This window comes from Mycolicibacterium lacusdiani (genome assembly GCF_021916785.1).
Taxonomy (GTDB): domain Bacteria; phylum Actinomycetota; class Actinomycetes; order Mycobacteriales; family Mycobacteriaceae; genus Mycobacterium; species Mycobacterium lacusdiani.
In genome coordinates, this window is record NZ_JAKCFC010000007.1 from 183,916 (window position 1) to 207,914 (window position 23,999).

Below are 23,999 nucleotides of genomic sequence, written 5' to 3' on the forward strand. Positions count from 1 at the left end.
CCGACACTCCTTGGGCCAGGGTTGAGACGCTCAGTTTTCCTGATCGTTTCGCCCGTTGCATTGCGCGCTTTGAGCGAGCTTCTCATGATCGATGAATGTTGACGCCTTCGGAGTACGTCAGCGGGAATCGGGAGACAGCGTGACACCGACCATCGTCATCATCGGGGCGGGCAGCGTGGAGTTCACCCGCGAGCTACTCGGCGACGTCTTCTCGTTCCCCGAACTGGCGTCGGTGCGAATCGTCCTGCACGACATCGACACCGAGCGGCTCGAGACGGCCGAGGCCATCGCGCACGCCACCGCCGCAGCCACCGGCGCCCGGCCCGAGATCGTCACCTCGCTCGACCGGCGCCGCGCCCTCGACGGCGCCGACTACGTCATCAACGTCATCCAGGTCGGGATGCACGAGGCGACGGTGCGCGACTTCGGCGTTCCCGCCGGGTTCGGGCTGCACCAGACCATCGGGGACACCATCGGCGTCGGCGGCATCTTCCGCGGCCTGCGGACGTTCCCTGTGCTCGCAGGCATCGCCCGCGACATGACGGAGATCTGCCCCGACGCCTGGCTACTCAATTACACGAACCCCATGGCCATGAACGTCACCTACCTGCATCACGTAGCACCCGACCTCAAGGTGCTCGGGCTGTGCCACTCGGTGTACTGGACCATGGCCGGCCTGTGCGAGATCGTCGACGTACCCCTCGACGATGTGTCGTGGTGGTCGGCCGGCGTCAATCATCAGGCATGGGTGCTGAAGTGGGAGCACGCAGGCCGAAACCTGTATCCGCTGCTCGACGAGCGCATCGCCGCCGACCCCGAACTGCGGCGGCGGGTGCGCGTCGACATGTACCGCCGACTGGGCTACTACCCCACCGAGACCAGCGAGCACTCCAGCGAGTACGTGCCGTGGTATCTGCGGCATCCCGACGAGGTCGAGCGGCTGCGGATCAACGTCGGTGAGTACGTGTCGATCAGCGAGGCGAACCTCGCCGAATATGCCCGCGTGCGCGCCGAACTCGCTCGCTCGACCTCGCTCGCGATCGACACCGAGTCCACGGAGTACGCCCCGCAAGTCATCCACTCGCTGGAAACCGGTGCGGTGCGGGTGATCTCGGCGAACGTCGTCAACGACGGATTGATCACCAACCTGCCCTCCGGCGTCGCCGTGGAAGTGCCCACGATGCTCGACGCACTCGGCGCCCACCCGATGAAGGTCGGTGACCTGCCTCCGCAGTGCGCCGCCCTCAACCGTGGCTTCCTCGGCCCGGTGGACTGCGCCGTCCGCGCCGCAGTGGACGGTGACCCGCGGCTGGTGCGGGCGGCTGCCATGGTCGATCCCAATACGGCGGCCACGTTGACCGTCGACCAGATCTGGGAACTGTGCGACGAACTGACCGTCGCCCACGGCGACCTGCTACCCGAATCGCTGCGCACGAAGATGACGCCGTGACGACCGCTCAACGCACCAGAGAAGTCCAACAGTCCAGTCGAACAAGAGGAGTGCACAACGTGATTCGCTCGGTGTTCCACCAACGTCTTCGCATCGCGCTGGTCGCGGTTCTCGCGTTCGTCCTGGCCGCCTGTGGCGGCGGCGGATCCTCGTCGTCGGGACCGGTCGAGATCGCCGTGTGGCACGGCTACCAGGACACCGAGGGTGACGTGTTCAAGGAACTCGTCGCCAAGTACAACCAGGACCACCCCGACGTGAAGGTCGCCGAGCTGTACTCCAGCAACGATCTCGTGCTGCAGAAGGTGCTGACCGCGGTGCGCGGCGGCAGTGCCCCGGACGTCGCCTACATGTTCGGCTCGTGGTCGCCCAACATCGCCCAGATCCCCCAGGTCGTCGACATGGCCGAGGAGGTGTCGAAGCCCGAATGGCAGTGGGAAGACTTCTATACCGCCGAGCGCGAGGCCGCGACCGTCGGTGACAAGGTGGTCGGCGTGCCCGCATTGGTGGACAACCTGGCGATCGTCTACAACGAGCAGCTGTTCGCCGACGCCGGCATCGCACCGCCGAGCCCGGAGTGGACGTGGGACGACTTCCGCGCGGCAGCCGCCACGCTCACCGACCCGGCGAAGGGACAGTACGGCTGGCTCATTCCCGCCGACGGCAGCGAGGACACCGTGTGGCACTACGTGCCGATGCTGTGGGAGGCCGGCGGCGACATCCTCGATGCGGACGATCAGCGCGCGGTGTTCAACTCCGAGGCGGGCGTGAAGGCGCTGACGGTGCTGCAGCAGATGGCCGTCACGGACAAGTCGCTCTACCTCGACACCACCAACGAGAACGGGCCCAAGCTGATGAACAGCGGCAAGGTCGGGATGCTGGTGACGGGCCCGTGGGATCTGAGTCAGCTGTCCGACATCGACTACGGCGTTCAGGTGATGCCGACCTTCGCCGGCTCCAGCGGCGGCCATCAGACGATCGCAGGCCCCGACAACTGGGTGACGTTCGACAACGGCGACCGCAAGAAGCAGGCGGCGATCGACTTCGTCAAGTGGATCTCCGCACCGGAGCAGGTGAAGACGTTCTCGCTGGGCACCGGCGATCTGCCGATCCGCACCTCGGTGGGCCAGGACCCCAGCGTGCTCGCGACGCTCGATCAAAACGTCCCCGGTACCGGCGTGTTCGTCGAGAACCTGTCCAACGTTCAGAAGGTGCGGCCGACGGTGCAGCAGTATCCCGAGGTCTCCGAGGCGCTCGGGCAGTCGATCGTGTCGGTGCTGCTCGGCAAGGAGCAGCCTGCGGACGCGCTGAACGCCGCAGCCAAGGCCGCCGACGCCGCACTGGCCGGGAAGTAGGCCGATGGCCCGGCAGGTCTCCGTACGGCAGCCACAGTCCTTCCTCCGACGCGTCGGCCGCTCGGAGACCGTCAACGGCTGGGCCCTGATCAGCCCCGCCATCGTGCTGATCGGCATCTTCGGCCTGCTGCCGGTGCTGATGTCGCTGCAGCTGTCGTTCCAGCAGTCCGACCTGTTGACGCCTGAGACGCCATGGGTGGGTCTGGAGAACTACCGGAAACTGGCCGACGATCCGGTGTTCGTCGAATCCATCCGGCACACGATCGTCTACACCGCACTGTTCGTCCCGGGCACCATGCTGGTCGGGCTGTTCGTGGCCGCGGCGATGAACCGGTCGGTGCGCTTCATCTCGGTCTACCGCACCGCGGCCTACATCACGATGGCGGTGTCGACGATCTCCCAGGGCATCATCTTCATGTGGCTGACCGACCGGGACTACGGCCTGGTCAACGCCGCGCTCAACGCGGTTGGGGTGCCGTCGCAGGGTTTCCTGGCGTCGCCGTCGCAGGCCCTGTTCGTGATCGTAGCGATGACGATCTGGGGCTGGACCGGTTTCTCGGTGATCGTGTATCTCGCTGCGCTGCAGGGTGTTCCCGCCGAACTGAACGAGGCCGCGGCCATCGACGGGGCCAGTGCGTTCACCCGGTTCCGCACCATCACGGTGCCCCTGCTCGGCCCGGCGAACCTGTTCCTCGTCGTCTGGCTGACGATCAACGCGCTGCAGCTGTTCGACGAGGTGTACGCCACCACCCGCGGCGGTCCGCTGCGCGCGACCACCGTCATCGTCTACTACCTGTGGGACCGCGCCTTCGTGCACTTCGACGCCGGCTACGCCGCGGCGATGGCCTACGCGCTGTTCGTCGTCATCCTCGTGATCACCGCGGTGCAGTTCCGCATCGCCCGGCGATACGTGCACTACTCGTGACGCGGCTTCGACTGCCGTTCAGCCCGTGGCACCTGGTGCTGATCCCGTTGTCGTTCCTGCTGATCGTGCCACTGCTGTGGATGCTGATCACCTCGCTGGAGACCGAGGGGGAAGCCAACCGCTTCCCGCCGGTACTGCTGCCGGACACCCCACGGTTCGAGAACTACGTGGAGGCATGGGCTTCCGCGCCGTTCGGGCACTTCTTCGTCAACAGCGCCCTGGTGACCCTGGTCGTGCTGGCCAGCAACCTGATCGTGTGCAGTCTGGCCGGGTACGCGTTCGCCCGCATCCGGTTCCTCGGCCGCGGGGCGCTGTTCGTCACGTTGATGGCGACGCTGATGGTGCCGTTCCAGGTCACGATGATCCCGGTGTTCCTGATCGTGAAGTGGTTCGGCGACAACGTCTCCGAGGTCCTCGGCATCGACCACATCGGCGCCCTGATGCTGCCGAACCTCGCGACGGCGTTCGGGATCTTCTTCCTGCGCCAGTTCTTCATGACCGTCCCGGTCGAACTCGAGGAGGCGGCGCGCGTCGACGGCACCTCACGGCTCGGGGTGCTGTTCAAGATGGTGCTGCCGCTGTCGCTGCCCGCACTCTCGACGCTCGCCGCGCTGACGGTGCTGACGTCGTGGAACGACTTCCTGTGGCCGTTGATCGTGATCACCTCGCAGGACCAGATGACGATCCCGTTGGGGCTGAGCTACTTTCAGGGCGCCCATCGCGTGAATTGGCCGCTGCTCATGGCGGCCAACGTCATGAGCCTGCTGCCGATGCTGCTGGTATTCATCGGGGCGCAGCGGTACTTCGTGCAATCGGTCGCCAGTACCGGAATCAAGGGTTGAGAGGGAGACGTTGGCAGAGGTCGAGTTCCGCGACGTGACGCGGGAGTACCCGGGTGGGCGCTCAGGCACCATGGTGGCCCTCAAGGGCCTGAACCTGACGGTCGCCGACGGCGAGTTCCTGATCCTGGTGGGACCGTCGGGCTGCGGCAAGAGCACCGCACTGCGGCTGCTCGCCGGTCTGGACAAGCCGACGTCGGGCGAGATCAGGATCGGCGGGGAGGTGGTCAACGGGCTCAGCCCGGGCGCGCGGGACATCGCGATGGTGTTCCAGAACTACGCGCTGTACCCGCACATGACCGTCTACCGGAACCTGGCATATGGGTTGCGGCAGCGCAGGACTCCGCGCGCCGAGATCGCCCGCCGGGTGCGGGAGACCGCCGACCTGCTGCAGATCGGAGAGCTGTTGGACCGCAAGCCGGGCCAGCTCTCCGGCGGGCAGCGGCAGCGGGTGGCGATGGGCCGCGCGCTGGTACGCCAGCCGCAGGCGTTCCTGCTCGACGAGCCGCTGTCGAATCTCGACGCGAAGCTGCGCAATCAGGTCCGCGGCGACCTCAAGCGGTTGCACCGCGAGCTGCCCGTCACCTCCATCTACGTGACCCACGATCAGGTCGAGGCGATGACCCTCGGCGACCGGCTGTGCGTGATGTCCGACGGCGAGGTCCAGCAGATCGGCTCGACCGACGAGATCTACAACCGCCCGGCCAACACGTTCGTCGCCGCGTTCATGGGCAGTCCGCCGATGAACCTGATCCCGGGTGATGTGCGCGGTGGACTGCTCCACGTCGGCGGTGCTCGGGTGACGGCGGTGTCGGAGCCCGAGGGCCCGGTCGTCGTCGGCGCGCGGCCCGAGCACCTCGAGCTGCGCACCACCTACGTCGACGGCATGGTGCCCGCGCGGGTGGACTTCGTGGAGCCGCTGGGCAGCCACGTGCTGGTGACCGCGCTGGTCGACCCGGTCGACGAGCCGGATGCCGGTCCCACGCGGGTGATCGTGCAGGCGCCCGCAGGCACCGACCTGGACTCCGGCACCCGCATCGGCCTCGAGCTACCGCCGGAGCGCACGCACTTCTTCGACGTGGAAACGGGAAAGGCACGGCAGCGACGCGAACGCGTGGCGTACGGCGGACCGCGGGTTAACTGACGGCGAGGTAGATAAATCGGCTAAGCAAACAACTGGCGGCCGCACACGCGACGCCGGTCGGGGCTCAGTAGCCGTATCGGTACATCTCGGCCGGGGTGATGAGGCGTTCGTGCTTGGCCGGGAATTCGCGGCTCTTCACGGGGTGGCGGAGGTATGACCAGGCGATACGCCTCATCCGCGATTGTGACAGCGGGTTCATGTGCACGGTGTTGACTCCTGGGTCGTATGGCTGCACCGTAGGGCCACAGTCTCGCGACCCCCGCAGCACTATTAGACACCTGTGACGTGGCTAACACCAAACGGCACGCCGAATAAAAGGCTGATGTTTTTGGAGTGACTGTTGTTACGGATGTGACTCACCTCGGGCGATCTCCAAGCGCCGTCATCCTCGCGAGAACTACTCCAGCGTCGCGATCACGCGTCCGGGCACGACAGTGGTGTAGACCTCGCGAGAACTAGCGCTGCGGCGCGGCGGTCGGCCGGATCGGAGCCGGCAGTGCCGAATGACCCATCAGGTACTTGTCGACGCCTGCGGCCGCGGCACGGCCCTCGGCGATCGCCCACACGATCAGCGACTGGCCACGTCCCATGTCGCCCGCGACGAACACCCCGGGAACCGAGGTCTGGAAGTCGTCGTCGCGCTTGACGTTGCCGCGGTCGGTCAGCTCGACGCGCAGGTTGTTGATCAGGCCGGACTTCTCCGGGCCCACGAAGCCCATGGCGAGCAGCACCAGGTCGGCCTCGAGTTCGAAGTCGCTGCCCTCGACCTTCTCGAACTTGCCAGCCTTCATCTCGACCTCGTTGACCTTCAGCGCGACGACGTGGCCGTCCTTGCCGATGAACTCCTCGGTGTTGACGGAGAAGACGCGTTCGCCGCCCTCCTCGTGGGCCGAGGACACCCGGTACATCAGCGGGTACGTCGGCCACGGGGTGGTGTCGGCGCGGGTCTCCGGCGGCCGCGGCATGATCTCGAACTGGTGCACGCTGGCCGCCCCCTGGCGGTGCGACGTGCCCAGGCAGTCGGCACCGGTGTCGCCGCCACCGATGATGACGACGCGCTTGCCCTTGGCGGTGATGGGCGGCTGGCCGTCCTCGCCGACGACCGAGTCGCCGAGCTGCACGCGGTTGGCCCACGGCAGGAACTCCATCGCCTGGTGGATGCCGTCGAGTTCGCGGCCGGGGATCGGTAGGTCGCGTGCATCGGTGGCGCCACCGGCAAGGACCACGGCGTCGAAGTCGGAGCGCATCTGCTCGACGGTCAGGTCGACGCCGACGTTCACACCGGTCTGGAACTTGGTGCCCTCGGCGGCCATCTGCTCCAGCCGACGGTCGATGTGGCGCTTCTCCATCTTGAACTCGGGGATGCCGTAGCGCAGCAGCCCGCCGATGCGGTCGGCGCGCTCGAACACCGTCACGTCGTGTCCTGCCCTGGTCAGCTGCTGCGCGGCGGCCAGACCCGCGGGACCCGACCCGACGACGGCGACCTTCTTGCCGGTCAGGCGATCCGGGGGAAGCGGGACGACCCAGCCCTCCTTGAAGGCGTTGTCGATGATCTCGACCTCGACCTGCTTGATCGTCACCGGATCCTGGTTGATGCCAAGAACGCAGGACGCCTCGCACGGCGCGGGACACAGTCGGCCGGTGAACTCGGGAAAGTTGTTCGTGGCGTGCAGCCGCTCGATGGAGTCGCGCCACCGGTCCCTGAACACCAGGTCGTTCCACTCGGGGATAAGGTTCCCGAGCGGACAGCCGTTGTGGCAGAACGGGATACCGCAGTCCATGCAGCGGGCGGCCTGGTTCTGCAGCGTCTCGTGGGAGAAGTCCTCGTAGACCTCTTTCCAGTCGCGCAGCCGCAGGTCGACCGGCCGGCGCTGCGGGGTCTCGCGGTGGGTGTGCTTGAGGAAGCCGCGTGGGTCAGCCATTTGCGGCCGCCATGATCGCCGTGCCGACGTCTTCGCCCTTGGCTTTGGCCTCTTCGATCGCGATGAGCACCCTCTTGTAGTCGCGCGGCATGACCTTCACGATGTGCTTGGTCTCCTCGTCCCAGTCGGCCAGAATGCGCTGGGCCACGGCGGAATCGGTGGTGTCGACGTGCGCGACCAGCATGGTGCGCAGCCACTCCAGGTCCTCGTCGTCCAACGCGTCGAGTTCCACCATCTCGGTGTTCAGGTTGTCCTTCAGCGCGTCGTGCGGGTCGTAGACGTAGGCGATGCCGCCGGACATGCCTGCCGCGAAGTTGCGCCCGGTGGGGCCGAGGATCGCGACCTTGCCGCCGGTCATGTACTCGCAACCGTGGTCTCCGACGCCCTCGACCACCGCGTGGGCGCCCGAGTTGCGCACGGCGAACCGCTCACCCACCTGGCCGCGCAGGAACGCCTGCCCGCTGGTGGCGCCGAACAGGATCACGTTGCCCGCGATGATGTTGTCCTCGGCGACGTAGTCGGAGGGGGCACCCTCGGACGGCCGGACCACGATCCGTCCGCCCGACAGGCCCTTGCCGACGTAGTCGTTGGCGTCGCCGTACACCCGCAGCGTGATGCCGCTGGGAACGAATGCGCCGAAGCTGTTGCCTGCCGAACCGTTGAACGTGATGTCGATGGTGCCGTCCGGAAGCCCTTGCCCGCCATGCGCCTTGGTGACCTCGTGGCCGAGCATGGTGCCGACCGTCCGGTTCACGTTGGCGATCGACGTCGTGAAGCGCACCGGCGTGCCCTGGTCGATGGCCTCGCGGCTCTGCACGATGAGCTGCTGGTCGAGCGCCTTGTCCAGACCGTGGTCCTGACGCGAGCTGCAGTACAGATCCTGGTTCATGAACGCGGATTCGGGCTCGTGCAGGACGGGCGCCAGGTCGAGCTTGTGAGCCTTCCAGTGCTCGGCGGCCTTGGTGGTGTCCAGTGCGCCGACCTGACCGACCATCTCGTTGATGGTGCGGAAACCCAACTGCGCCATGAGTTCCCGGACTTCCTCGGCGATGAAGAGGAAGAAGTTCTCGACGAACTCGGGCTTGCCGTTGAACCGCTCGCGCAGCACCGGGTTCTGGGTGGCGACGCCGACGGGGCAGGTGTCGAGGTGGCAGACGCGCATCATGATGCAGCCCGACACCACCAGCGGTGCGGTGGCGAAGCCGAACTCCTCGGCGCCGAGCAGCGCGGCGACCACCACGTCGCGGCCGGTCTTGAGCTGGCCGTCGACCTGCACGACGATGCGGTCGCGAAGTCCGTTGAGCAGCAACGTCTGCTGGGTCTCGGCGAGGCCGAGTTCCCATGGCGCACCGGCGTGCTTCATCGACGTCAGCGGCGTCGCGCCGGTGCCGCCGTCGTGACCGGAGATCAGCACCACGTCGGCGTGCGCCTTGGACACGCCCGCCGCAACGGTGCCGACGCCGTTCTCGCTCACCAGCTTCACGTGCACGCGGGCCGACGGGTTGGCGTTCTTGAGGTCGTGGATCAGCTGCGCCAGATCCTCGATCGAGTAGATGTCGTGGTGCGGCGGCGGGGAGATGAGCCCGACGCCCGGCGTCGAGTGCCGCACCTCGGCCACCCACGGGTACACCTTGTGTCCCGGGAGTTGGCCGCCCTCACCGGGTTTCGCGCCCTGGGCCATCTTGATCTGGATGTCGGTGCAGTTGGTCAGGTAGTGGCTGGTGACGCCGAAGCGGCCCGAGGCCACCTGCTTGATGGCACTGCGGCGCCAGTCGCCGTTCTCGTCGTAGGCGAAGCGGTTGACGTTCTCGCCGCCCTCGCCCGAGTTGGACCGCGCACCGAGGCGGTTCATCGCGATGGCTAGCGTCTCGTGCGCCTCGGCCGAGATGGAGCCGTAGCTCATCGCGCCGGTCGAGAAGCGCTTGACGATCTCGCTGGCGGGCTCGACCTCGTCGATCGAGATCGGCTCGCGCACGCCTTCGCGGAACTTCAGCAGGCCGCGCAGCGACGCGATCCGCTGGCTCTGATCGTCGATCAGCTGGGTGTACTCCTTGAACACCGCGTACTGCCCGGTGCGCGTCGAGTGCTGCAGCTTGAACACCGTGTCGGGGTTGAACAGGTGGTACTCGCCCTCGCGGCGCCACTGGTACTCACCGCCGACCTCGAGTTCGCGGTGTGCGCGCTCGTCGGGGCGGTCCAGGTAGGCCAGCGCGTGCCTAGCGGCGACGTCGGACGCGATGTCCTCGAGGTCGATGCCGCCGACGGGGCAGTGCAGTCCGGTGAAGTACTCGTCGAGCACCTGCTGGTCGATGCCGATGGCCTGGAACAGCTGCGCACCGGTGTAGGACGCCAGCGTGGAGATGCCCATCTTGGACATCACCTTCAGCACGCCCTTGCCTGCGGCCTTCGAGTAGTTGGCCTTGGCCTGGTCGCTCGAGATGCCGGTGATGACGCCGCGGTCGACCATGTCCTCGATCGACTCGAACGCCATGTACGGGTTGATTGCGGCCGCGCCGAACCCGACGAGCGCGGCCATGTGGTGCACCTCGCGGGCGTCGCCGGCTTCGACGACTAGACCGACCTGGGTGCGGGTGCGCTCGCGGACCAGGTGGTGGTGCACGGCGGCGACGCTGAGCAGCGACGGGATGGGTGCCATCTGCTCGTTCGACTCGCGGTCGGACAGCACGATCAGACGTGCGCCTTCGCGGATCGCGGCCGAGGTCTTGGCGCGGACGTCGGCCAGGGCTTCCTTGAGTCCCTGCCCGCCGCGGGCGACCGGGTACAGGCAGCGGATGACGGCGGCCCGCATGCCGTGCTTGTGGCCGCGGATCTCGTGGTCGGGGTCGACGCAGATGAGCTTCGACAGTTCGGCGTTGCGCAGGATCGGCTGCGGCAGCACGATCTGGCGGCACGACTCCGCGGTCGGGTTCAGCAGGTCGCCCTCGGGGCCGACGGTGCCCGAGAGGCTGGTGACGACCTCTTCGCGGATGGCGTCCAGCGGTGGGTTGGTGACCTGGGCGAACAGCTGCTGGAAGTAGTCGTAGAGCATCCGCGAGCGCGCCGACAGCACGGCGACGGGGGTGTCGGTGCCCATCGAGCCGAGCGCCTCGGCTCCGGTGCGGGCCATGGGGGCGACCAGCAGGTTCAGTTCCTCGTAGGTGAAACCGAAGACCTGCTGCCGCAGCACCACGCGGTGGTGCGGCATCCGGACGTAGTCGCCGGGCGGCAGGTCGTCGAGGTGGAACTGGCCTGCGTCGAGCCACTCCTGGTAGGGCTCCTGGGCAGCCAGGTCGGCTTTGATCTCCTCGTCGGAGACGATGCGGCCCTGGGCGGTGTCGACCAGGAACATGCGGCCGGGCTGCAGGCGCATCTTCTGCACGACGTCGGCCGGGTCGATGTCGAGGACGCCGGCTTCCGACGCCAGGACGACGAGGCCGTCCTTCGTGATCCAGATGCGCGAGGGGCGCAGGCCGTTGCGGTCGAGGACGGCGCCGATGACGGTGCCGTCGGTGAAGCACACCGACGCCGGTCCGTCCCACGGCTCCATCAGCGACGAGTGGTACGCGTAGAAGGCCCGCCGGGCGGGGTCCATCGACTCGTGCCGCTCCCACGCCTCCGGGATCATCATCAGCATCGCGTGCGGCAGGCTACGGCCGCCGAGGTGCAGCAGTTCGAGGACCTCGTCGAAGCGTGCGGTGTCCGATGCGCCGGGCGTGCAGACCGGGACGATCTTGTCGAGCGCGCGCTCGGATCCGAAGACGTCGGTCTTGATGAGCGCCTCGCGGGCCCGCATCCAGTTCTCGTTGCCGGTGACGGTGTTGATCTCGCCGTTGTGGGCGACGCGGCGGAAGGGGTGCGCCAGCGGCCAGGACGGGAACGTGTTGGTGGAGAAGCGGGAGTGCACGATGCCGAGCGCACTCGTCATCCGCGGGTCCTGCAGGTCGAGGTAGAACGCCTTGAGCTGCGGCGTGGTGAGCATGCCCTTGTAGACGAACGTCTGGCCGGACAGGCTCGGGAAGTAGACGGTCTCGCGACCGGGTCCGTCCTGGCCGGGACCCTTGGTGCCGAGTTCGTGCTCGGCGCGCTTGCGCACCACATAGCAGAGGCGTTCGAGGTCCATGCCCGATGCACCGGCGATGAACACCTGCCGGAAGGTCGGCATGGCGTCGCGGGCGAGTGCGCCAAGCGATGATTCGTCGGTCGGCACGTCGCGCCAGCCGAGGACGCGGAGGCCTTCTGCCTCGGCGATCTTCTCGACGGCCTCGCACGCGGTGGCGGCATCGCGCGAGGACTGCGGGAGGAACGCGATGCCGGTGGCGTAGCTACCGGGTTCAGGCAGGTCGAAGTCGACGATCGCGCGGAAGAACTCGTCGGGGACCTGGATCAGGATGCCCGCACCGTCGCCGGTGTTGGGTTCGGCGCCCTGGGCACCGCGGTGTTCCAGGTTCACCAGTGCGGTGATGGCCTTGTCCACGATGTCGCGGCTGCGGCGACCGTGCATGTCGGCGACCATTGCGACACCACACGAGTCGTGCTCGTATGCGGGGTTGTAAAGCCCGTTGGGTGCTGGACCCATTGGCGTCCCACCTGACCTTTTCTCTCACGCTTGCGCGCAGCAAGTCTGTGTGGCAGCCAACAACCGTGCTCGTCGGCGGGCGACTGCCTACTGGGCGATGGGGGTGCCTTCGTGCAGCACTGAACGACGGGCTTTCGTCCCATCCGCCTCGAGTGGTGAAACGATATGACAATCACCGCCTGACATGCCAACTTAGTATCACCTAACCAGGGGCGGGAACTGGCCTTTTCCGCCTGGACCACGCACCGGTTCTCCGAGGGCAGAAACGTTGAGCGCCTTGCGGTTTGGCAGTGCCGGTCCCAGCGGCGCGAGCGGGGGGTGCGACGCACGTCACTGGGCCCGCGGTCAGCCGTGTTTGCGGTCGCCCGACGGGCCGCCCAGAACGTGCACGAATGCGGAATCCGTCGTTTGCCAGAAAGCCTGGTCGGATTCTTAGGATTCGCTACCCCCTGGGGGTATGGCCCGCAAAGCCGGGCCGCAAGCTCGTAGGCAATGTCCCCACACGCCCTCAACACCCCGATCGGCCGCTTCGACATCGACACGCTCGAGGAGGGCCCCACCGGCTGCCGCGCGACGATGCCCATCCGCGACATGGTCAACCCGGTCACGGGCCTCCCCAGCCTCGCCTCGCTGGCCATGCTGCTCGACCACATCGGTGGCGTCGTCAACTTCCGCCGTCAGGCCACCGACGAGTGGACGGTGTCGAGCGAGTTGGCGCTGGAGGCAAGCCCCGACGCGGCAGCGGTGATCGCCGCCGCAGACGATGCACTCGTGCTCGGAACGTCGCTGCCACTGGGCGCCAAGACGGCGACGGCGCTCGCCGAGTGCGTGTTCCGGATCGGCGACGCGGTGATCGCCTCGGGCACCGTCCGCTCGTTCTACATCGAGTCGCCCGAGACGTTCGCCGAATCGCCCTTCGATGCGGGGTCGATGGAGCCACGCACGGGTCTGGCGGCCAAGGCGAGCGTCGGCCCCGCCCGCACCGACGGCACGACGGTCGTGTTGGCCCAGTCCCATGACCGCGTGCTCGAGAACACCATGGGCGTCGTCCACGGCGGCGTGGCATCGGCGGGCCTGGAGATGGCCGCGTCCGCCGCCGTGAACGCCGGGCGCACGGACGACCCGCTGACTACTGCATCACTGCGGGTGAACTTCCTGCGACAGTTCCTCGCTGGCGACGAATCCCGTTACGAGGCAACGCCCTTGCGCGTCGGACGGCGCAGCGGGGTGGCCGACGCCCAAGCCGTCGGCGTCGACGGCAGGGTGGCGATCACCGCCCGGCTGACCGCCTACCGCTGCTAGCATCCGGCCATGTCGCAGGCGCGTGAGTCCACCGGTGGAGTAGGCGCCTTCGTCCGGAACTCCGGCTATCTGCGCAAGTGGCTCATCCTCGGCGTCGCGATCGGCGTGATCGCCGGCCTTGGAGCCGTCGTGTTCTACCTGGCGATGGAGTACACCGGCCGGTTCCTCCTCGGATACCTGGGCGGCTACGACGTGCCCACCGCGGTGGGTGACGGTGGCGACGCAGGCAGCACGGGCTTTCCGCGCTGGTGGGCGATACCCCTGATCACGATGGGCGGCGCGCTGGTCTCGGCGTGGATCGTCGCCAAGCTCGCCCCCGAGGCCGAGGGCCACGGCACCGACAGCGCCATCGAAGCGGTGCACAGCGACCCACGGGCCATCCGCGCCCGGGTGGTGCTGGTGAAGATGGTGTCGAGCGCACTCACGATCGGTTCGGGCGGTTCGGCGGGACGCGAGGGGCCCACGGCGCAGATCTCGGCGGGCTTCGGTTCGTTGCTCGCCCGCCGCCTCGACCTCGCCGACGCCGACGGACGCGTGGCCGTGTCGATCGGCATCGGCTCGGGCATAGGCGCGATCTTCGGAGCGCCGCTGGGCGGGGCCGTGCTTGCCGCGTCGATCGTCTACCGCTTCGACTTCGACTACCGCGCACTGATTCCCGGGTTCATCACCTCCGGTACCGCCTATGCCGTGTACGGGTCGATCCTCGGATTCGACCCGCTGTTCGGCTTCGTGGTACCCGATTACCGCTTCGATCCCGTCGATCTGCCGTGGTTTGCGGTGATCGGAATCGTCGCTGCCGCAGTTGGTTACCTGTACGCGCGGACGTTCTACGCGACGGTCGCGCTGACGCGGCGGCTGCCGGGCAACAAGGTGGTCAAGCCGGCGGTGGGTGGACTGCTGGTGGGCCTGATGGCGCTGGCGATACCGCAGATCCTGTCCAGCGGCTACGGCTGGGCACAGGCCGCGTCGGCGCGCGAGACGCTGCTGATGATTCCGGTGTGGATCGTGATCGTGCTGCCGTTCGCGAAGATCGTCGCCACGTCACTGACCGTCGGCACGGGTGGCTCGGGAGGCATCTTCGGGCCGGGCATCGTGATCGGGGCCTTCGTCGGCGCTGCGATCTGGCGCCTCGCCGATCTGTCCGGCCTGCCCGGAATCCCGGACGGCCCAGGGGTCTTCGTGGTCGTCGCGATGATGGCCTGTTTCGGCAGCGTCGCACACGCACCGCTGGCGGTGATGATCATGGTCGCCGAGATGACGGGGTCGTTCTCGGTACTGCCGGGGGCGATGATCACGGTCGGGATCGCCTACATGCTGATCAGCCGGACCGACGTGTCGATCTACGAGGCGCAGCGCTACGACCGCAGCACGGAGTTCGTGCCGCCCGACCGCTGACCCCGCGCACGCAAAGGGCCCGCGCCAACACGGCACGGGCCCCTGCGTGGTTGCTACTTGGACTTCTTCTTGGCCTTGCTCGCCGCCTGCTTCTCGGTCTTCGCGTCCCCGGTGGTGATCTCACCACCGGAGTTCTCCAGGTGGGCGCGGACGAACCACTGAAACTTCTCGAGTTCGCCGAGCTGTCCGATCACCATGTCCTGGGAGACCGGGTCGAGGTCGTCGAGGCGTTCCATCGACTTGCGGGCGTCCTCGATCACGCCGTTGTAGACCAGGTTCAGCGCGGCCAGGTGGGCCGGGACGGTGTCGCGGCCGACCGAGTAGTCGTCCCAGGTGCGGTCGTTCAGGATCGCGCCTGGCGTGCCCTGTGGCGACGCTCCGAGGGCGGCGATGCGCTCGGCGACCTCGTCGGCGTATCCGCGGACCAGGTCGACCTGCGGGTCGATCATCTCGTGCACGCCGATGAAGTTCGGCCCCACGACGTTCCAGTGCACGTGCTTGAGCGTGAGGTGCAGGTCGTTGTAAGCACTCAGCAGCCGCTGCAGCAGCTCGGTGACCTCGCGACTGTTCGCATCGGTCATACCGGGCACGGTGAATCCACTCATCTGTAGCTCCTTCGGCTCATGGTCTCCAAGGGCCTACCCACCTGCGTCGACGGCTAATCACGGCCCCGGCTCAGAGGGAGCGCAGGTCCGGGATCGCCAGCCGTGCGCCGAACCGCGGGTTGCGTGCCAGACCACTGACCTCCAGCAGCCGGACCGCGCGCTGGCGGTGCGGCCGCAGCGGCTCGAGGAGGTCGAGCATGGCGTCGTCGTCGATGCGATGGCCGAGGAGGGTGGACCCGACCATGTTCGACAGGTGGTAGTCCCCGACCGAGAGCGCGTCGGGGTCGCCCCACGCGCGCTGGGCTGTCTCGGCGGTGGTCCACTCACCCACACCGGGAAGGGATTGCAGCGCCGTGCGGGCCTGCGCGCTGGGCCGGGCGGTCAGACGCTCGATGGAGTCGGCGCGCGCGGCGCACAGCACGATGGTCCTCGCGCGTCCTGGATCGACGTTGGCCAGGTGGAACTCCCAGGACGGAATGCGGCGCCAGACTTCCGCGGGCGGCGGTACCCGCATCCGCGCGGGCGCGGGCCCTGGCGCCGGGCTGCCGAACTTCGTGACCAGCAGGCGCCACGACCGGAACGCGTCCTTGCCGGTGACGCGCTGTTCGAGCACGGCGGGTATCAGCGCTTCCAGCACGCGGCCGGTGCGGCCGATCCGCAGGTGCGGTACGCGCCGGTGTGCGGCGGCGATCGTCGGCTCGTCCGGCGCGAACCCTGCGGTGTCGTCGTCGAGCCCGAGGAATGCGGGCAGGTGCTCGATGAACTCCGCTGCGCCGTCACCCCACGCGTCGCACGCCACGGTGTCGCGCCCGGTCTTGACGATGCGGGCGGTGACGGGACCGCTGGCCTGCAGGCTGGTCTTCCAGATCGCGCCGTCGACCGTCTGGTAGCAGGGGTCGCCGGGACCGCGGCGCTGCGGGGAGAGCGTCATCGCCGGGCCGGCAGGGCCGGGGAACACCACGGTGCGGCATACCGGTCCTGCGTTCACGCCGACCATCCTCCCAGGAACGGCCGACTACCCGGTCAGGAGACGGCTACGTCGGCCTTGTCGGGGTAGAACGCCACGTGGCCTGCGATCTGGGCGACGGCCGGGTACGGCTGCTCGTAGGTCCAGATTGCGTCGTCGATGGTCTCGTCGCCGATGCCGAGGTGGTAGTAGTTCGCCTCGCCCTTGTAGGGGCAGTAGGTCGTCGTGTCGCTGCGTCGTAGCGCGCTGGCGTCGACCGCGTCGATGGGGACGTACTGGACGACGGGGTAGGTCGACTCCCGAAGCGACAGGGCCGCGTCGGTCTCGGCGACGACCTGGCCGCGCACGCGGACCGTGACGTGTCCCTTGGTCGGGGTGACGGTGATCGGATGCTCGGCGGTGGGCTGGCGTACCTCGGGCTGGGTCATCTGTAGAACCAACGTGCACGGACCGCCCCGGGATTCCTGATCGGCTCGATAGCATCGCGTCATGACCCTCGCCGAACCCGCAACCGCACGTGCCTCGGTGACCATCGCCGCGCCGCCCGAGGCGGTGTACGCGCTTATCACGGACCTGCCGACGATGGCGGCGATCGGTGAGGAGGTCACCGAGATGCAGTGGCGATCGGGCGATGGCGCCCGCCCCGGTGCGGTGTTCAAGGGCCGCAACCGCAACGGGCGCAGGACGTGGACCACCACCTGCACGGTCACCGACGCCGAGCCCGGCCGCACGTTCGCGTTCGACGTCAAGAGCGTCGTGATCCCCGTCGCGCACTGGCGCTACGACCTCGCCGCCACCGACGGCGGATGCACGGTCACCGAGAGCACCTGGGACCGGCGGCCCGGCTGGTTCCGCAAGCCGGGTGGCATGGCGACCGGCGTGATGGACCGAGACTCCGCCAACGCCGAGCACATCCGGCTGACGCTGGAACGGCTGAAGGCCCGAGCCGAGGGCGCGGCCTGAGCTAGCCGGGTGCTCGACCCGCATCACGGGTCACGGCATCGACGAGTTGCTCGAGGGCCCAGGCCTCGTGGCCGAACAACGTGCACGACAGGTAGGCGGTGCCCGCGGCCTCGTCGTGGTGCACGGTCACTCCGCGACTCTTGGCGCCGCGCTCCGTCCGTTGGATCGCCTCGGGGTCGAGTGCGTCGACGAAGGCATCGACGGCCATGGCGAGCCCGTGCTCTGACAGGGGCGCCCGGGTCACCAACGCGTCAGCCATGGCTGCGTCGACCGCGGCCAGCGCAATGGGATTCGCGATCGGCATGGTCCGCCAGACGATGACCTCGACGGCGCGGTAGCTCACCCGGCCGTCGGCGAACACCGCCGCCACCCGCGGCAGGCGGTCCCGCAGTGCGACGGCGATCAGCAGTTGGTGGGAGGCGGCGCTCGCGGTGATGTTGGCCTCCGCGCCCACCTGTGCGGCAACCGCAGCCCAGTCGTCGAGGTACCACCGTTCGCGTTCGACGGCTCCGTCAGCGGCCCGGCAGGCGTCCAGCACGGCGACCATCGCCGCGAGCCTCCGCGCCCGGGCGGCCGCCTCGATCCGCGCGAAGTCCTGCACCGTCGTGAAACGTGTTGCGTCGTTCAACCATTCGTCGATCACGCTGGCGACGCTAGACAGCCGATCCGACACATCGAGCCGGCCGGCCACCTGGTTGTGGATGAACTCGCGACTGTGGATGAATGCCTAGTCCGGCCGCCCGAACGCGTACCGGTGGAACTGAGCCATCGTGCGCAGTGCCGGTATGCGGTTCATCGCGGCAGCCATCACGCGGTAGGCACCCGGCAGCGCCGAGAACGCGTCGGACTCGAAGACCGGCACCAACGCCAGCAAGCGGGTACCCGGCACCGCGTCGAGGATGTCGCGCGGCCCGTCGATCCCCCAGTGCAGCGTGGCGCCGGACCTGCGCACCACGGCGTTCATCCACTGCGACCGGATGCCAAGGCGGTTGAACGCATCGAATTGCAGCTCCCCCGAGGGGAATCGGTCGACGACCCGGCGCATCAGGTCGAGTCCATCCTCTGCCTCGAGGTACATGGTGAGTCCTTCGCCGAGTACGAGCGTCGGGCGGTCGGCGGGTACGTCGGCCAGGTATCCCGGATCGGTGACCGACGTCGCGACCACGTGATGATGCGCTCGTTCCGGGTAGAGCTTCCCCCGCAATGCGGCGACGTCGGGATAGTCGACGTCGAACCACTCGACGTCGGGCCCGGGGTCGATGCGGTAGCAGCGGCTGTCGAGTCCGCAGCCCAGGTGCAGCACCGTCGCACGGGGATGGACGGCGAGGAATTGCCGCGTCCACGAATCGAAGTGAGCCGATCGCAGGCTCACCGACGGTGAGTTGCGCGGTGTCATCGACGTCTGCGACCAGTCGTAGTCGATGCGGGCGACGACGTCGCGGGCCCACGTGTCGTGAAGCACGGAGTTCGGCAGGTCGGCGTCGAGCGCCTTGGCGTACAGCGTCGCGAGCATCGTCTGCGGTGCCCCCGACAGGTCGACGCGCACCTTCTCGGTCACGTCACCAGGGTAGGCGCGTCGGTCAGCCGGCTTGGGCGCTCTTGCGCTTGGCTTCGCGCAAGCCCACCCAGAACTTCGCCGCGTCGCGGATCGATTCCTCGACCGGCGTTGGCTGCCAACCGAGTTCGCGGCGCGCCTTGCCGCAGTCGACCGGCGCCTCGGCGCGCATCAGCCGCAGCGAGTTGATCGACAGCCGCTCGTCGGTGCCCTTGAGCCGGCCCTTGACGCTGCCGAGCGCAGCCATCGCGTACGACACGGGCAGCGGAATCGATCTCGACGGCGCGGGTACGCCGGCGGCCTCGGCGGCGATGCGCACCACGTCGGCGTTGCTGATCATCTTCTCCGAGATCAGGTACCGCTCACCGACGCGGCCCTTCTCGGCGGCCAGCACGAGGGCGCGGGCGGCATCGTCGACGCCAACGGCCTCCAGTGAGATGCCGCCCATCACGAATGGCAGCTTGCCGAACGCCGCGCCGGCGATGATCGCACCGTGCGGGGTGCGGCCCCAGTCCCCCGCGCCGTAGGTGGTCGACACGCACATCGCCACGGCGGGCAGTCCCCGCTCGCGGGCGTAGCGCAGCACGAGGTTCTCCGCCTGCACGCGCGACCGGACGTAGGCGGTGAGGCGCTTGTCGTTCACGTCGGCGATCACGTCGTCCTCGGTGGCGACCCGGCCTCGCTTGCGTGCGACGGTGGCGTAGCTGCTGGTGAACACGAACCGCCGCAGGCCGGCGTCGACCGCGACGTCCAGCACGTTGCGCGTGCCCTCGACGTTGGTGCGGAACAGCGGCGCCGGGTCGCGCAACCACCCGCGGGTGTCGACCACGCAGTAGTACACGTCGTCGACACCGTTCATGGCGGCGCGCAGCACGTCGTCGTCGAAGACGTCCCCGACGAATCGCGTCACCTCGAGATCGTCGATGCCGGTGGTCTTCGCACCCTCGCGCACCATCACGCGCACGTCGTCGCCGTCCTCGACTAGACGGCGCGTCACGTGCGACCCGAGGTAGCCGTTGGCGCCGATGACCAGCGCGGTCACTTCAGGCCTTCCATCTGGTGCATCCACGCCTGCGCCTCGTCGGGCAGCGTGCCCAGTTCACTGGCCTTCCTGCACCACTTCATGGCGGCGGACACGAAGCGCAGCGGGTTGTAGACGTCTTCCTGTCGCTTCCACTTCCCGCCGCCGGCGTAGGTGACGATCGAGATGTTGGTGGCGCTGATGATCGTGCCGTCGCCGGGATCGCGCATCGGGTTGTCCAGTTCGCACAGGACGCGGCCGGTGGCCTCGTCGTACACCGTCCACAGCGACGGGAACGACGTCATGTAGCTGCCAGGGAAGTTCTCCATCGTCTTCCAGATCCACGGGCGCACCGCTTCCCGGCCACGCATGGTGCCCGCCGCGTGCTCCACGTAGACGACGTCATCGGTGTACTGGTCGACCCACGGATCCCAGTCCCTCGTCTGCGCGGCGCGGTCGACCGTCTGCTCGAAGACCGCGAACGCGTCGACCAATTCCGCCCGGCTGAAAGTGCTACCCGTCACACCCAGAACTAGAACACGTTCTACCCGTGCTTGTCGAGGGCGGCGTATCGTCCGATCATGACCAAGCTGCTGGTCGGCGCGGTGGCGGCCATGTGCGCCGTCACGTGGGCGCCGCCCGCTGCGGCAGACGTTCCAGGCCTGGTCGACATCGGCGATGGACGCGGCCTATTCCTCGACTGCCAGGGCGAGGGGACGCCCACGGTGTTCGTGATCCCCGGCAAGGGCAGCTACGCCGAAGCGTGGAACGCAGCGGTCGTGCCCGACGACCCCGTCCGCTCGTCCCCGTACGACGTGATCGATCGGGCGAACGTCGCGCCCACGCCGGAGTCGGTGCAACCGATCGTCGCGCGCAGCACCAGGATCTGCGTCTACGACCGTCCCAACACCCGCCCGGACGGCCCCGACAAGTCCACGCCGGTCACCCAACCGCACGCCGTGCAGCAGGACGTCGACGACGTAGTCCGGCTGATCGCAGCGGCCGGCCTTCCCACGCCGATGGTGTTCGTCGCCCACTCCTACGGCGCCCTCGTTCTCGACCTGCTCGCACGACAGCGCCCCGACCTCGTCAGCGGGCTGGTGTTCACCGAACCCACGTCCGAATTCCTGCGGGTCGTGGGACGACCCGACCAGAACGCCGCCTTCAACGCCGACGCGCAGACTGCCGCTCCTGGCGAGGAGGCCGTATTGCCCGACGACGCGTTCGCCGCGATCGGCGCCGCTCCCCCACTGCCCCGGGTGCCTGCGCTCGTGCTCAGCGCTGACCGGTTCGCCGACCCCGCCGCATTGAAGCCGGACAACTACACCCAGGCGCAGATCCGCCAGGCCAACGACATGCTGGCCGAAGCGCTGGGCACGGTCGACGTCGTCATCCCGGGCACCGGGCACAACCAGATGCTGTATCAGCCGCGAGCCATCGCCGACCAGATTCTGACGGTCGTCGACGAGGTGCGCGCCACGGGGTGATGTCAGGAACTTTCCGCAGGCCGTCAGGGGTTGTACTAGTGCCAACCCTTAGGAGGACCAGTGGCGAAGGAGTACATCAAGAACCCCGCGGCCGTGAGTGCGCTCTCACCCGAGCAGTACCAGGTCACGCAGAAGGACGGGACCGAGCGCCCGTTCACCGGTGAGTACTGGGACAACCACGAAGCGGGTATCTACGTCGACGTGGTGTCCGGTGAACCGCTGTTCGCGTCCGTGGACAAGTTCGAGAGCGGCTCGGGGTGGCCCAGCTTCACCCGGCCGATCCAGACACCCGACGGCACGAACTACGTGCAGGAGAAGCGCGACTTCAGCCATCTGATGATGCGCACCGAGGTTCGTTCGACCCACGGCGACAGCCACCTGGGCCACGTCTTCAAGGACGGCCCACGTGAGGCCGGAGGGTTGCGCTACTGCATCAACTCGGCTTCGCTGAGATTCATCGCGCTCGACGACCTCGAGGCAGAGGGCTACGGCGAGTTCAAGACGTTGTTCACATCTGAGGAGGCACAGGCATGACGACCCAAACCGCGATCCTGGCAGGTGGATGCTTCTGGGGCATGCAGGACCTGATCCGCAAGCAGCCCGGTGTGGTGTCCACGCGCGTCGGCTACACCGGCGGCCGCAACGACCACCCGACGTACCGGAACCATCCGGGCCACGCCGAGGCCATCGAAATCGTCTACGACCCGTCGCAGACGGACTATCGCGCGATCCTGGAGTTCTTCTTCCAGATCCACGATCCGTCGACGAAGGACCGGCAGGGCAACGACGTCGGCTCGAGCTACCGCTCGGCGATCTTCTACGTCGACGAGGAGCAGAAGCGCGTCGCCGAGGACACCATCGCCGACGTCGACGCCTCAGGCCTGTGGCCGGGCAAAGTGGTCACCGAGGTGACGCCTGCCGTCGACTTCTGGGAGGCCGAGCCCGAGCACCAGGACTACCTGGAGCGCTACCCGAGTGGCTACACCTGCCACTTCCCCCGCGCCGGGTGGACGCTGCCCAAGCGCGCGAAGGTCTAGGCGCCTAGGAACTCACCGAGAGCGGAGTGGCGCGTCGTCGCAGGACGGCGCGTCCCCCGCTCTTCGGCGTATAGGCCACGCCACGGGAGTGCGACTTCTCGTCGGGCGCCGTGGTGGGTTCGATGACGAAGTGGCGCAGCACGGTTCGCAGAACGACGTCCATCTCGACGTTGGCGAACACCGCACCCACGCAGCGCCGCGTGCCGCCGCCGAATGGAATGAAGGCCAGTGGCGGACGGTTGCCGACGAATCGCTGCGGGTCGAAGCGGTCGGGATCCGGGAAGTCCTGCGCCCGGTGCTGCATCTGGTTGATCGCCACGGTCACCGAATAGCCTTCGGGTATCACCCATTCGCCGAGTTCGAAGGTCGGCGAGTACACGTGCCTGCCCGCGAAGTCGATCACGGTGCGCGACCGCTGCGTCTCGAGGATCGTGGCCTGCCGGTACTCGTTGTCCTCGGTGGCGGCCTCCGCCTCGAGTTTGGCCAGGACCTCGGGATGACGGGTGATCCGCTCGAATGCCCACGCCAGCGTGGACGCGGTGGTCTCGTGTCCGGCGGCGAGCAGCGTGAGCAGTTCGTCGGCGATATCGCGCTGGGACATCGCCGATCCGTCTTCGTAGGTGCTGCGCAGCATGAGCGCCAGAACGTCGTCGCGGCTGTCGAAGTCGGGATCGGCGCGGACGTCCTCGACGAGCCGGTCGATGACGGCGTCGTACTGGCGGCGGTAGTCCGCGAGCTTGCTCCACGGGGAGAAGCGGCCGAGATCCCGCGAAGGTGCGGGCAGCACAGCCAGTTTCGAGCCGAGCGTCACCCAGGGCGGGATGATCTCGCGCAGTTCGTCGAGGCGTTCCCCGTCGGCGCCGAACACCGCGCGCAGGATCGCGTTCAGCGTGATCCGCATCATCGGCTCGAGGGTCTCGAATTCCGTTCCGGACGGCCAAGATTGCGCCTCGCGCAGCGTCTCCTCTTCGAAGATGCGCTCGTAGTTCTTTATGCTCTTGCCGTGAAACGGCGGGGTGAGCAGCTTGCGCCTGCGGCGATGCTCGGCGCGGTCGAGCGCGAAGACCGACCCGGAGCCGAGCACGCGGCTGAGGTTGGGCTGGATGTTGCCGACGTCGTCGGTGTTGGCGCTGAACAGTTGCTTGGCGAGCTGCGGGTCGGCGATCACCACGGCGGGGCCGAACACCGGCAGCGTCATCGTGACCGCGTCGCCGTAACGGCGCATCATCCGCTCGATCGTCCAGGTCCGCGAGACGGCGTAGGCCACTCCCTGCACGAACTTCGGCCACTTGGGGCCTGGTGGCAGTTTGATGCTCGCTGCCGTCATGGTCGAGGCATCGCCGACGGTCGCATGGCTCACGCGAATCTCCAACCCGTGTCTTGGTACCGCGATGTACCGGACGTTGTGGGGTACGGTACCGCTTGGTACCGGACATGCGCAAGGGCTGGAGGTGACGCA

Annotated in this window: 21 protein-coding genes; 11 read left to right on the forward strand and 10 right to left on the reverse strand. The window is 67.9% G+C overall.

Going from position 1 to position 23,999, the window contains the following annotated elements:
* Nucleotides 1-139: 139 nt before the first annotated feature.
* Genes LOK44_RS20860 through LOK44_RS20880 form a run of 5 tightly spaced genes read left to right on the forward strand, consistent with a single transcriptional unit; the run spans nucleotide 140 to nucleotide 5,710 of the window.
* Nucleotides 140-1,450: an alpha-glucosidase/alpha-galactosidase gene (locus LOK44_RS20860; RefSeq protein ID WP_237571994.1), complete on the forward strand. Its 1,311-nt coding sequence runs from the start codon at nucleotides 140-142 to the stop codon at nucleotides 1,448-1,450.
* A gap of 59 nt (nucleotides 1,451-1,509) precedes the next feature.
* Entirely contained in the window at nucleotides 1,510-2,802 is a 1,293-nt protein-coding gene (locus LOK44_RS20865) for an ABC transporter substrate-binding protein (RefSeq protein WP_237571995.1), read from the forward strand.
* A 4-nt stretch (nucleotides 2,803-2,806) separates the two neighbouring features.
* Nucleotides 2,807-3,727, forward strand: coding sequence for a carbohydrate ABC transporter permease (locus LOK44_RS20870; protein ID WP_237571996.1), 921 nt, complete (start codon nucleotides 2,807-2,809; stop codon nucleotides 3,725-3,727).
* On the forward strand, nucleotides 3,724-4,569 hold the full coding sequence (locus LOK44_RS20875) for a carbohydrate ABC transporter permease (protein ID WP_237571997.1): 846 nt from the start codon (nucleotides 3,724-3,726) through the stop codon (nucleotides 4,567-4,569). Before LOK44_RS20870 ends, LOK44_RS20875 begins: the two co-directional genes overlap by 4 nt.
* Before the next feature lie 10 nt (nucleotides 4,570-4,579).
* Nucleotides 4,580-5,710, forward strand: a complete 1,131-nt coding sequence (locus LOK44_RS20880) for an ABC transporter ATP-binding protein (RefSeq protein WP_283817878.1) — start codon at nucleotides 4,580-4,582, stop codon at nucleotides 5,708-5,710.
* A gap of 455 nt (nucleotides 5,711-6,165) precedes the next feature.
* On the opposite strand, the gene LOK44_RS20885 is transcribed toward LOK44_RS20880, so the two are convergent.
* Together LOK44_RS20885 and gltB are read right to left on the reverse strand one after the other, a co-directional pair.
* Nucleotides 6,166-7,632: a glutamate synthase subunit beta gene (locus LOK44_RS20885; RefSeq protein WP_237571998.1), complete on the reverse strand. Its 1,467-nt coding sequence runs from the start codon at nucleotides 7,630-7,632 to the stop codon at nucleotides 6,166-6,168.
* Nucleotides 7,625-12,208, reverse strand: coding sequence for a glutamate synthase large subunit (gene gltB / locus LOK44_RS20890; RefSeq protein ID WP_237571999.1), 4,584 nt, complete (start codon nucleotides 12,206-12,208; stop codon nucleotides 7,625-7,627). The genes LOK44_RS20885 and gltB overlap by 8 nt, the downstream gene beginning before the upstream one ends.
* A gap of 492 nt (nucleotides 12,209-12,700) precedes the next feature.
* Here gltB and LOK44_RS20895 point away from each other — a divergent pair, with 492 nt between their 5' ends.
* Both LOK44_RS20895 and LOK44_RS20900 read left to right on the forward strand, forming a co-directional pair.
* The gene (locus LOK44_RS20895) at nucleotides 12,701-13,510 is read left to right on the forward strand and encodes a PaaI family thioesterase (protein WP_237572000.1); all 810 of its coding nucleotides are present in this window, start codon (nucleotides 12,701-12,703) and stop codon (nucleotides 13,508-13,510) included.
* Nucleotides 13,511-13,519: 9 nt separating this feature from the next.
* Nucleotides 13,520-14,905, forward strand: coding sequence for a chloride channel protein (locus LOK44_RS20900; RefSeq protein WP_237572001.1), 1,386 nt, complete (start codon nucleotides 13,520-13,522; stop codon nucleotides 14,903-14,905).
* A 53-nt stretch (nucleotides 14,906-14,958) separates the two neighbouring features.
* Here the strand turns inward: LOK44_RS20900 and LOK44_RS20905 are convergent, their stop codons facing one another.
* The 3 genes from LOK44_RS20905 to LOK44_RS20915 form a co-directional block, all read right to left on the reverse strand.
* The gene (locus LOK44_RS20905; RefSeq protein ID WP_237572002.1) at nucleotides 14,959-15,510 is read right to left on the reverse strand and encodes a Dps family protein; all 552 of its coding nucleotides are present in this window, start codon (nucleotides 15,508-15,510) and stop codon (nucleotides 14,959-14,961) included.
* Between the two features lie 70 nt (nucleotides 15,511-15,580).
* Nucleotides 15,581-16,507 carry a DNA-3-methyladenine glycosylase family protein gene (locus tag LOK44_RS20910; RefSeq protein WP_237572003.1) on the reverse strand — a complete coding sequence of 309 codons (927 nt, stop codon included), beginning with the start codon at nucleotides 16,505-16,507 and terminating at the stop codon, nucleotides 15,581-15,583.
* A gap of 26 nt (nucleotides 16,508-16,533) precedes the next feature.
* Complete coding sequence (locus LOK44_RS20915) at nucleotides 16,534-16,905, reverse strand: DUF427 domain-containing protein (protein ID WP_237572004.1); 372 nt, start codon at nucleotides 16,903-16,905, stop codon at nucleotides 16,534-16,536.
* 61 nt (nucleotides 16,906-16,966) lie between these two features.
* Here LOK44_RS20915 and LOK44_RS20920 point away from each other — a divergent pair, with 61 nt between their 5' ends.
* Nucleotides 16,967-17,440, forward strand: coding sequence for an SRPBCC family protein (locus tag LOK44_RS20920; RefSeq protein ID WP_237572005.1), 474 nt, complete (start codon nucleotides 16,967-16,969; stop codon nucleotides 17,438-17,440).
* 1 nt (nucleotide 17,441) lies between these two features.
* On the opposite strand, the gene LOK44_RS20925 is transcribed toward LOK44_RS20920, so the two are convergent.
* The 4 genes from LOK44_RS20925 to LOK44_RS20940 all read right to left on the reverse strand — a co-directional run bounded on the left by LOK44_RS20925 (nucleotide 17,442) and on the right by LOK44_RS20940 (nucleotide 20,540).
* Nucleotides 17,442-18,083, reverse strand: a complete 642-nt coding sequence (locus LOK44_RS20925; RefSeq protein ID WP_237572006.1) for a DUF222 domain-containing protein — start codon at nucleotides 18,081-18,083, stop codon at nucleotides 17,442-17,444.
* A gap of 84 nt (nucleotides 18,084-18,167) precedes the next feature.
* Nucleotides 18,168-18,998 carry a class I SAM-dependent methyltransferase gene (locus LOK44_RS20930; RefSeq protein ID WP_237572007.1) on the reverse strand — a complete coding sequence of 277 codons (831 nt, stop codon included), beginning with the start codon at nucleotides 18,996-18,998 and terminating at the stop codon, nucleotides 18,168-18,170.
* 22 nt (nucleotides 18,999-19,020) lie between these two features.
* Nucleotides 19,021-20,037 carry an NAD-dependent epimerase/dehydratase family protein gene (locus tag LOK44_RS20935; RefSeq protein ID WP_237572008.1) on the reverse strand — a complete coding sequence of 339 codons (1,017 nt, stop codon included), beginning with the start codon at nucleotides 20,035-20,037 and terminating at the stop codon, nucleotides 19,021-19,023.
* A complete protein-coding gene (locus LOK44_RS20940) occupies nucleotides 20,034-20,540 on the reverse strand; it encodes a nuclear transport factor 2 family protein (protein WP_237572009.1) in 507 nt (168 codons plus the stop codon). The genes LOK44_RS20935 and LOK44_RS20940 overlap by 4 nt, the downstream gene beginning before the upstream one ends.
* Nucleotides 20,541-20,597: 57 nt before the next feature.
* Between LOK44_RS20940 and LOK44_RS20945 the strand changes: the two genes are divergently transcribed.
* From LOK44_RS20945 to msrA, 3 genes are read left to right on the forward strand one after another with little or no spacing between them, the layout of a single operon-like run.
* Entirely contained in the window at nucleotides 20,598-21,503 is a 906-nt protein-coding gene (locus LOK44_RS20945; RefSeq protein ID WP_237572010.1) for an alpha/beta fold hydrolase, read from the forward strand.
* Nucleotides 21,504-21,563: 60 nt separating this feature from the next.
* On the forward strand, nucleotides 21,564-22,037 hold the full coding sequence (gene msrB, locus LOK44_RS20950; protein ID WP_237572011.1) for a peptide-methionine (R)-S-oxide reductase MsrB: 474 nt from the start codon (nucleotides 21,564-21,566) through the stop codon (nucleotides 22,035-22,037).
* Nucleotides 22,034-22,540, forward strand: coding sequence for a peptide-methionine (S)-S-oxide reductase MsrA (msrA, locus tag LOK44_RS20955; protein WP_237572012.1), 507 nt, complete (start codon nucleotides 22,034-22,036; stop codon nucleotides 22,538-22,540). Before msrB ends, msrA begins: the two co-directional genes overlap by 4 nt.
* Nucleotides 22,541-22,544: 4 nt before the next feature.
* Here the strand turns inward: msrA and LOK44_RS20960 are convergent, their stop codons facing one another.
* The gene (locus tag LOK44_RS20960) at nucleotides 22,545-23,867 is read right to left on the reverse strand and encodes a cytochrome P450 (RefSeq protein WP_237572130.1); all 1,323 of its coding nucleotides are present in this window, start codon (nucleotides 23,865-23,867) and stop codon (nucleotides 22,545-22,547) included.
* Nucleotides 23,868-23,999: the final 132 nt, after the last annotated feature.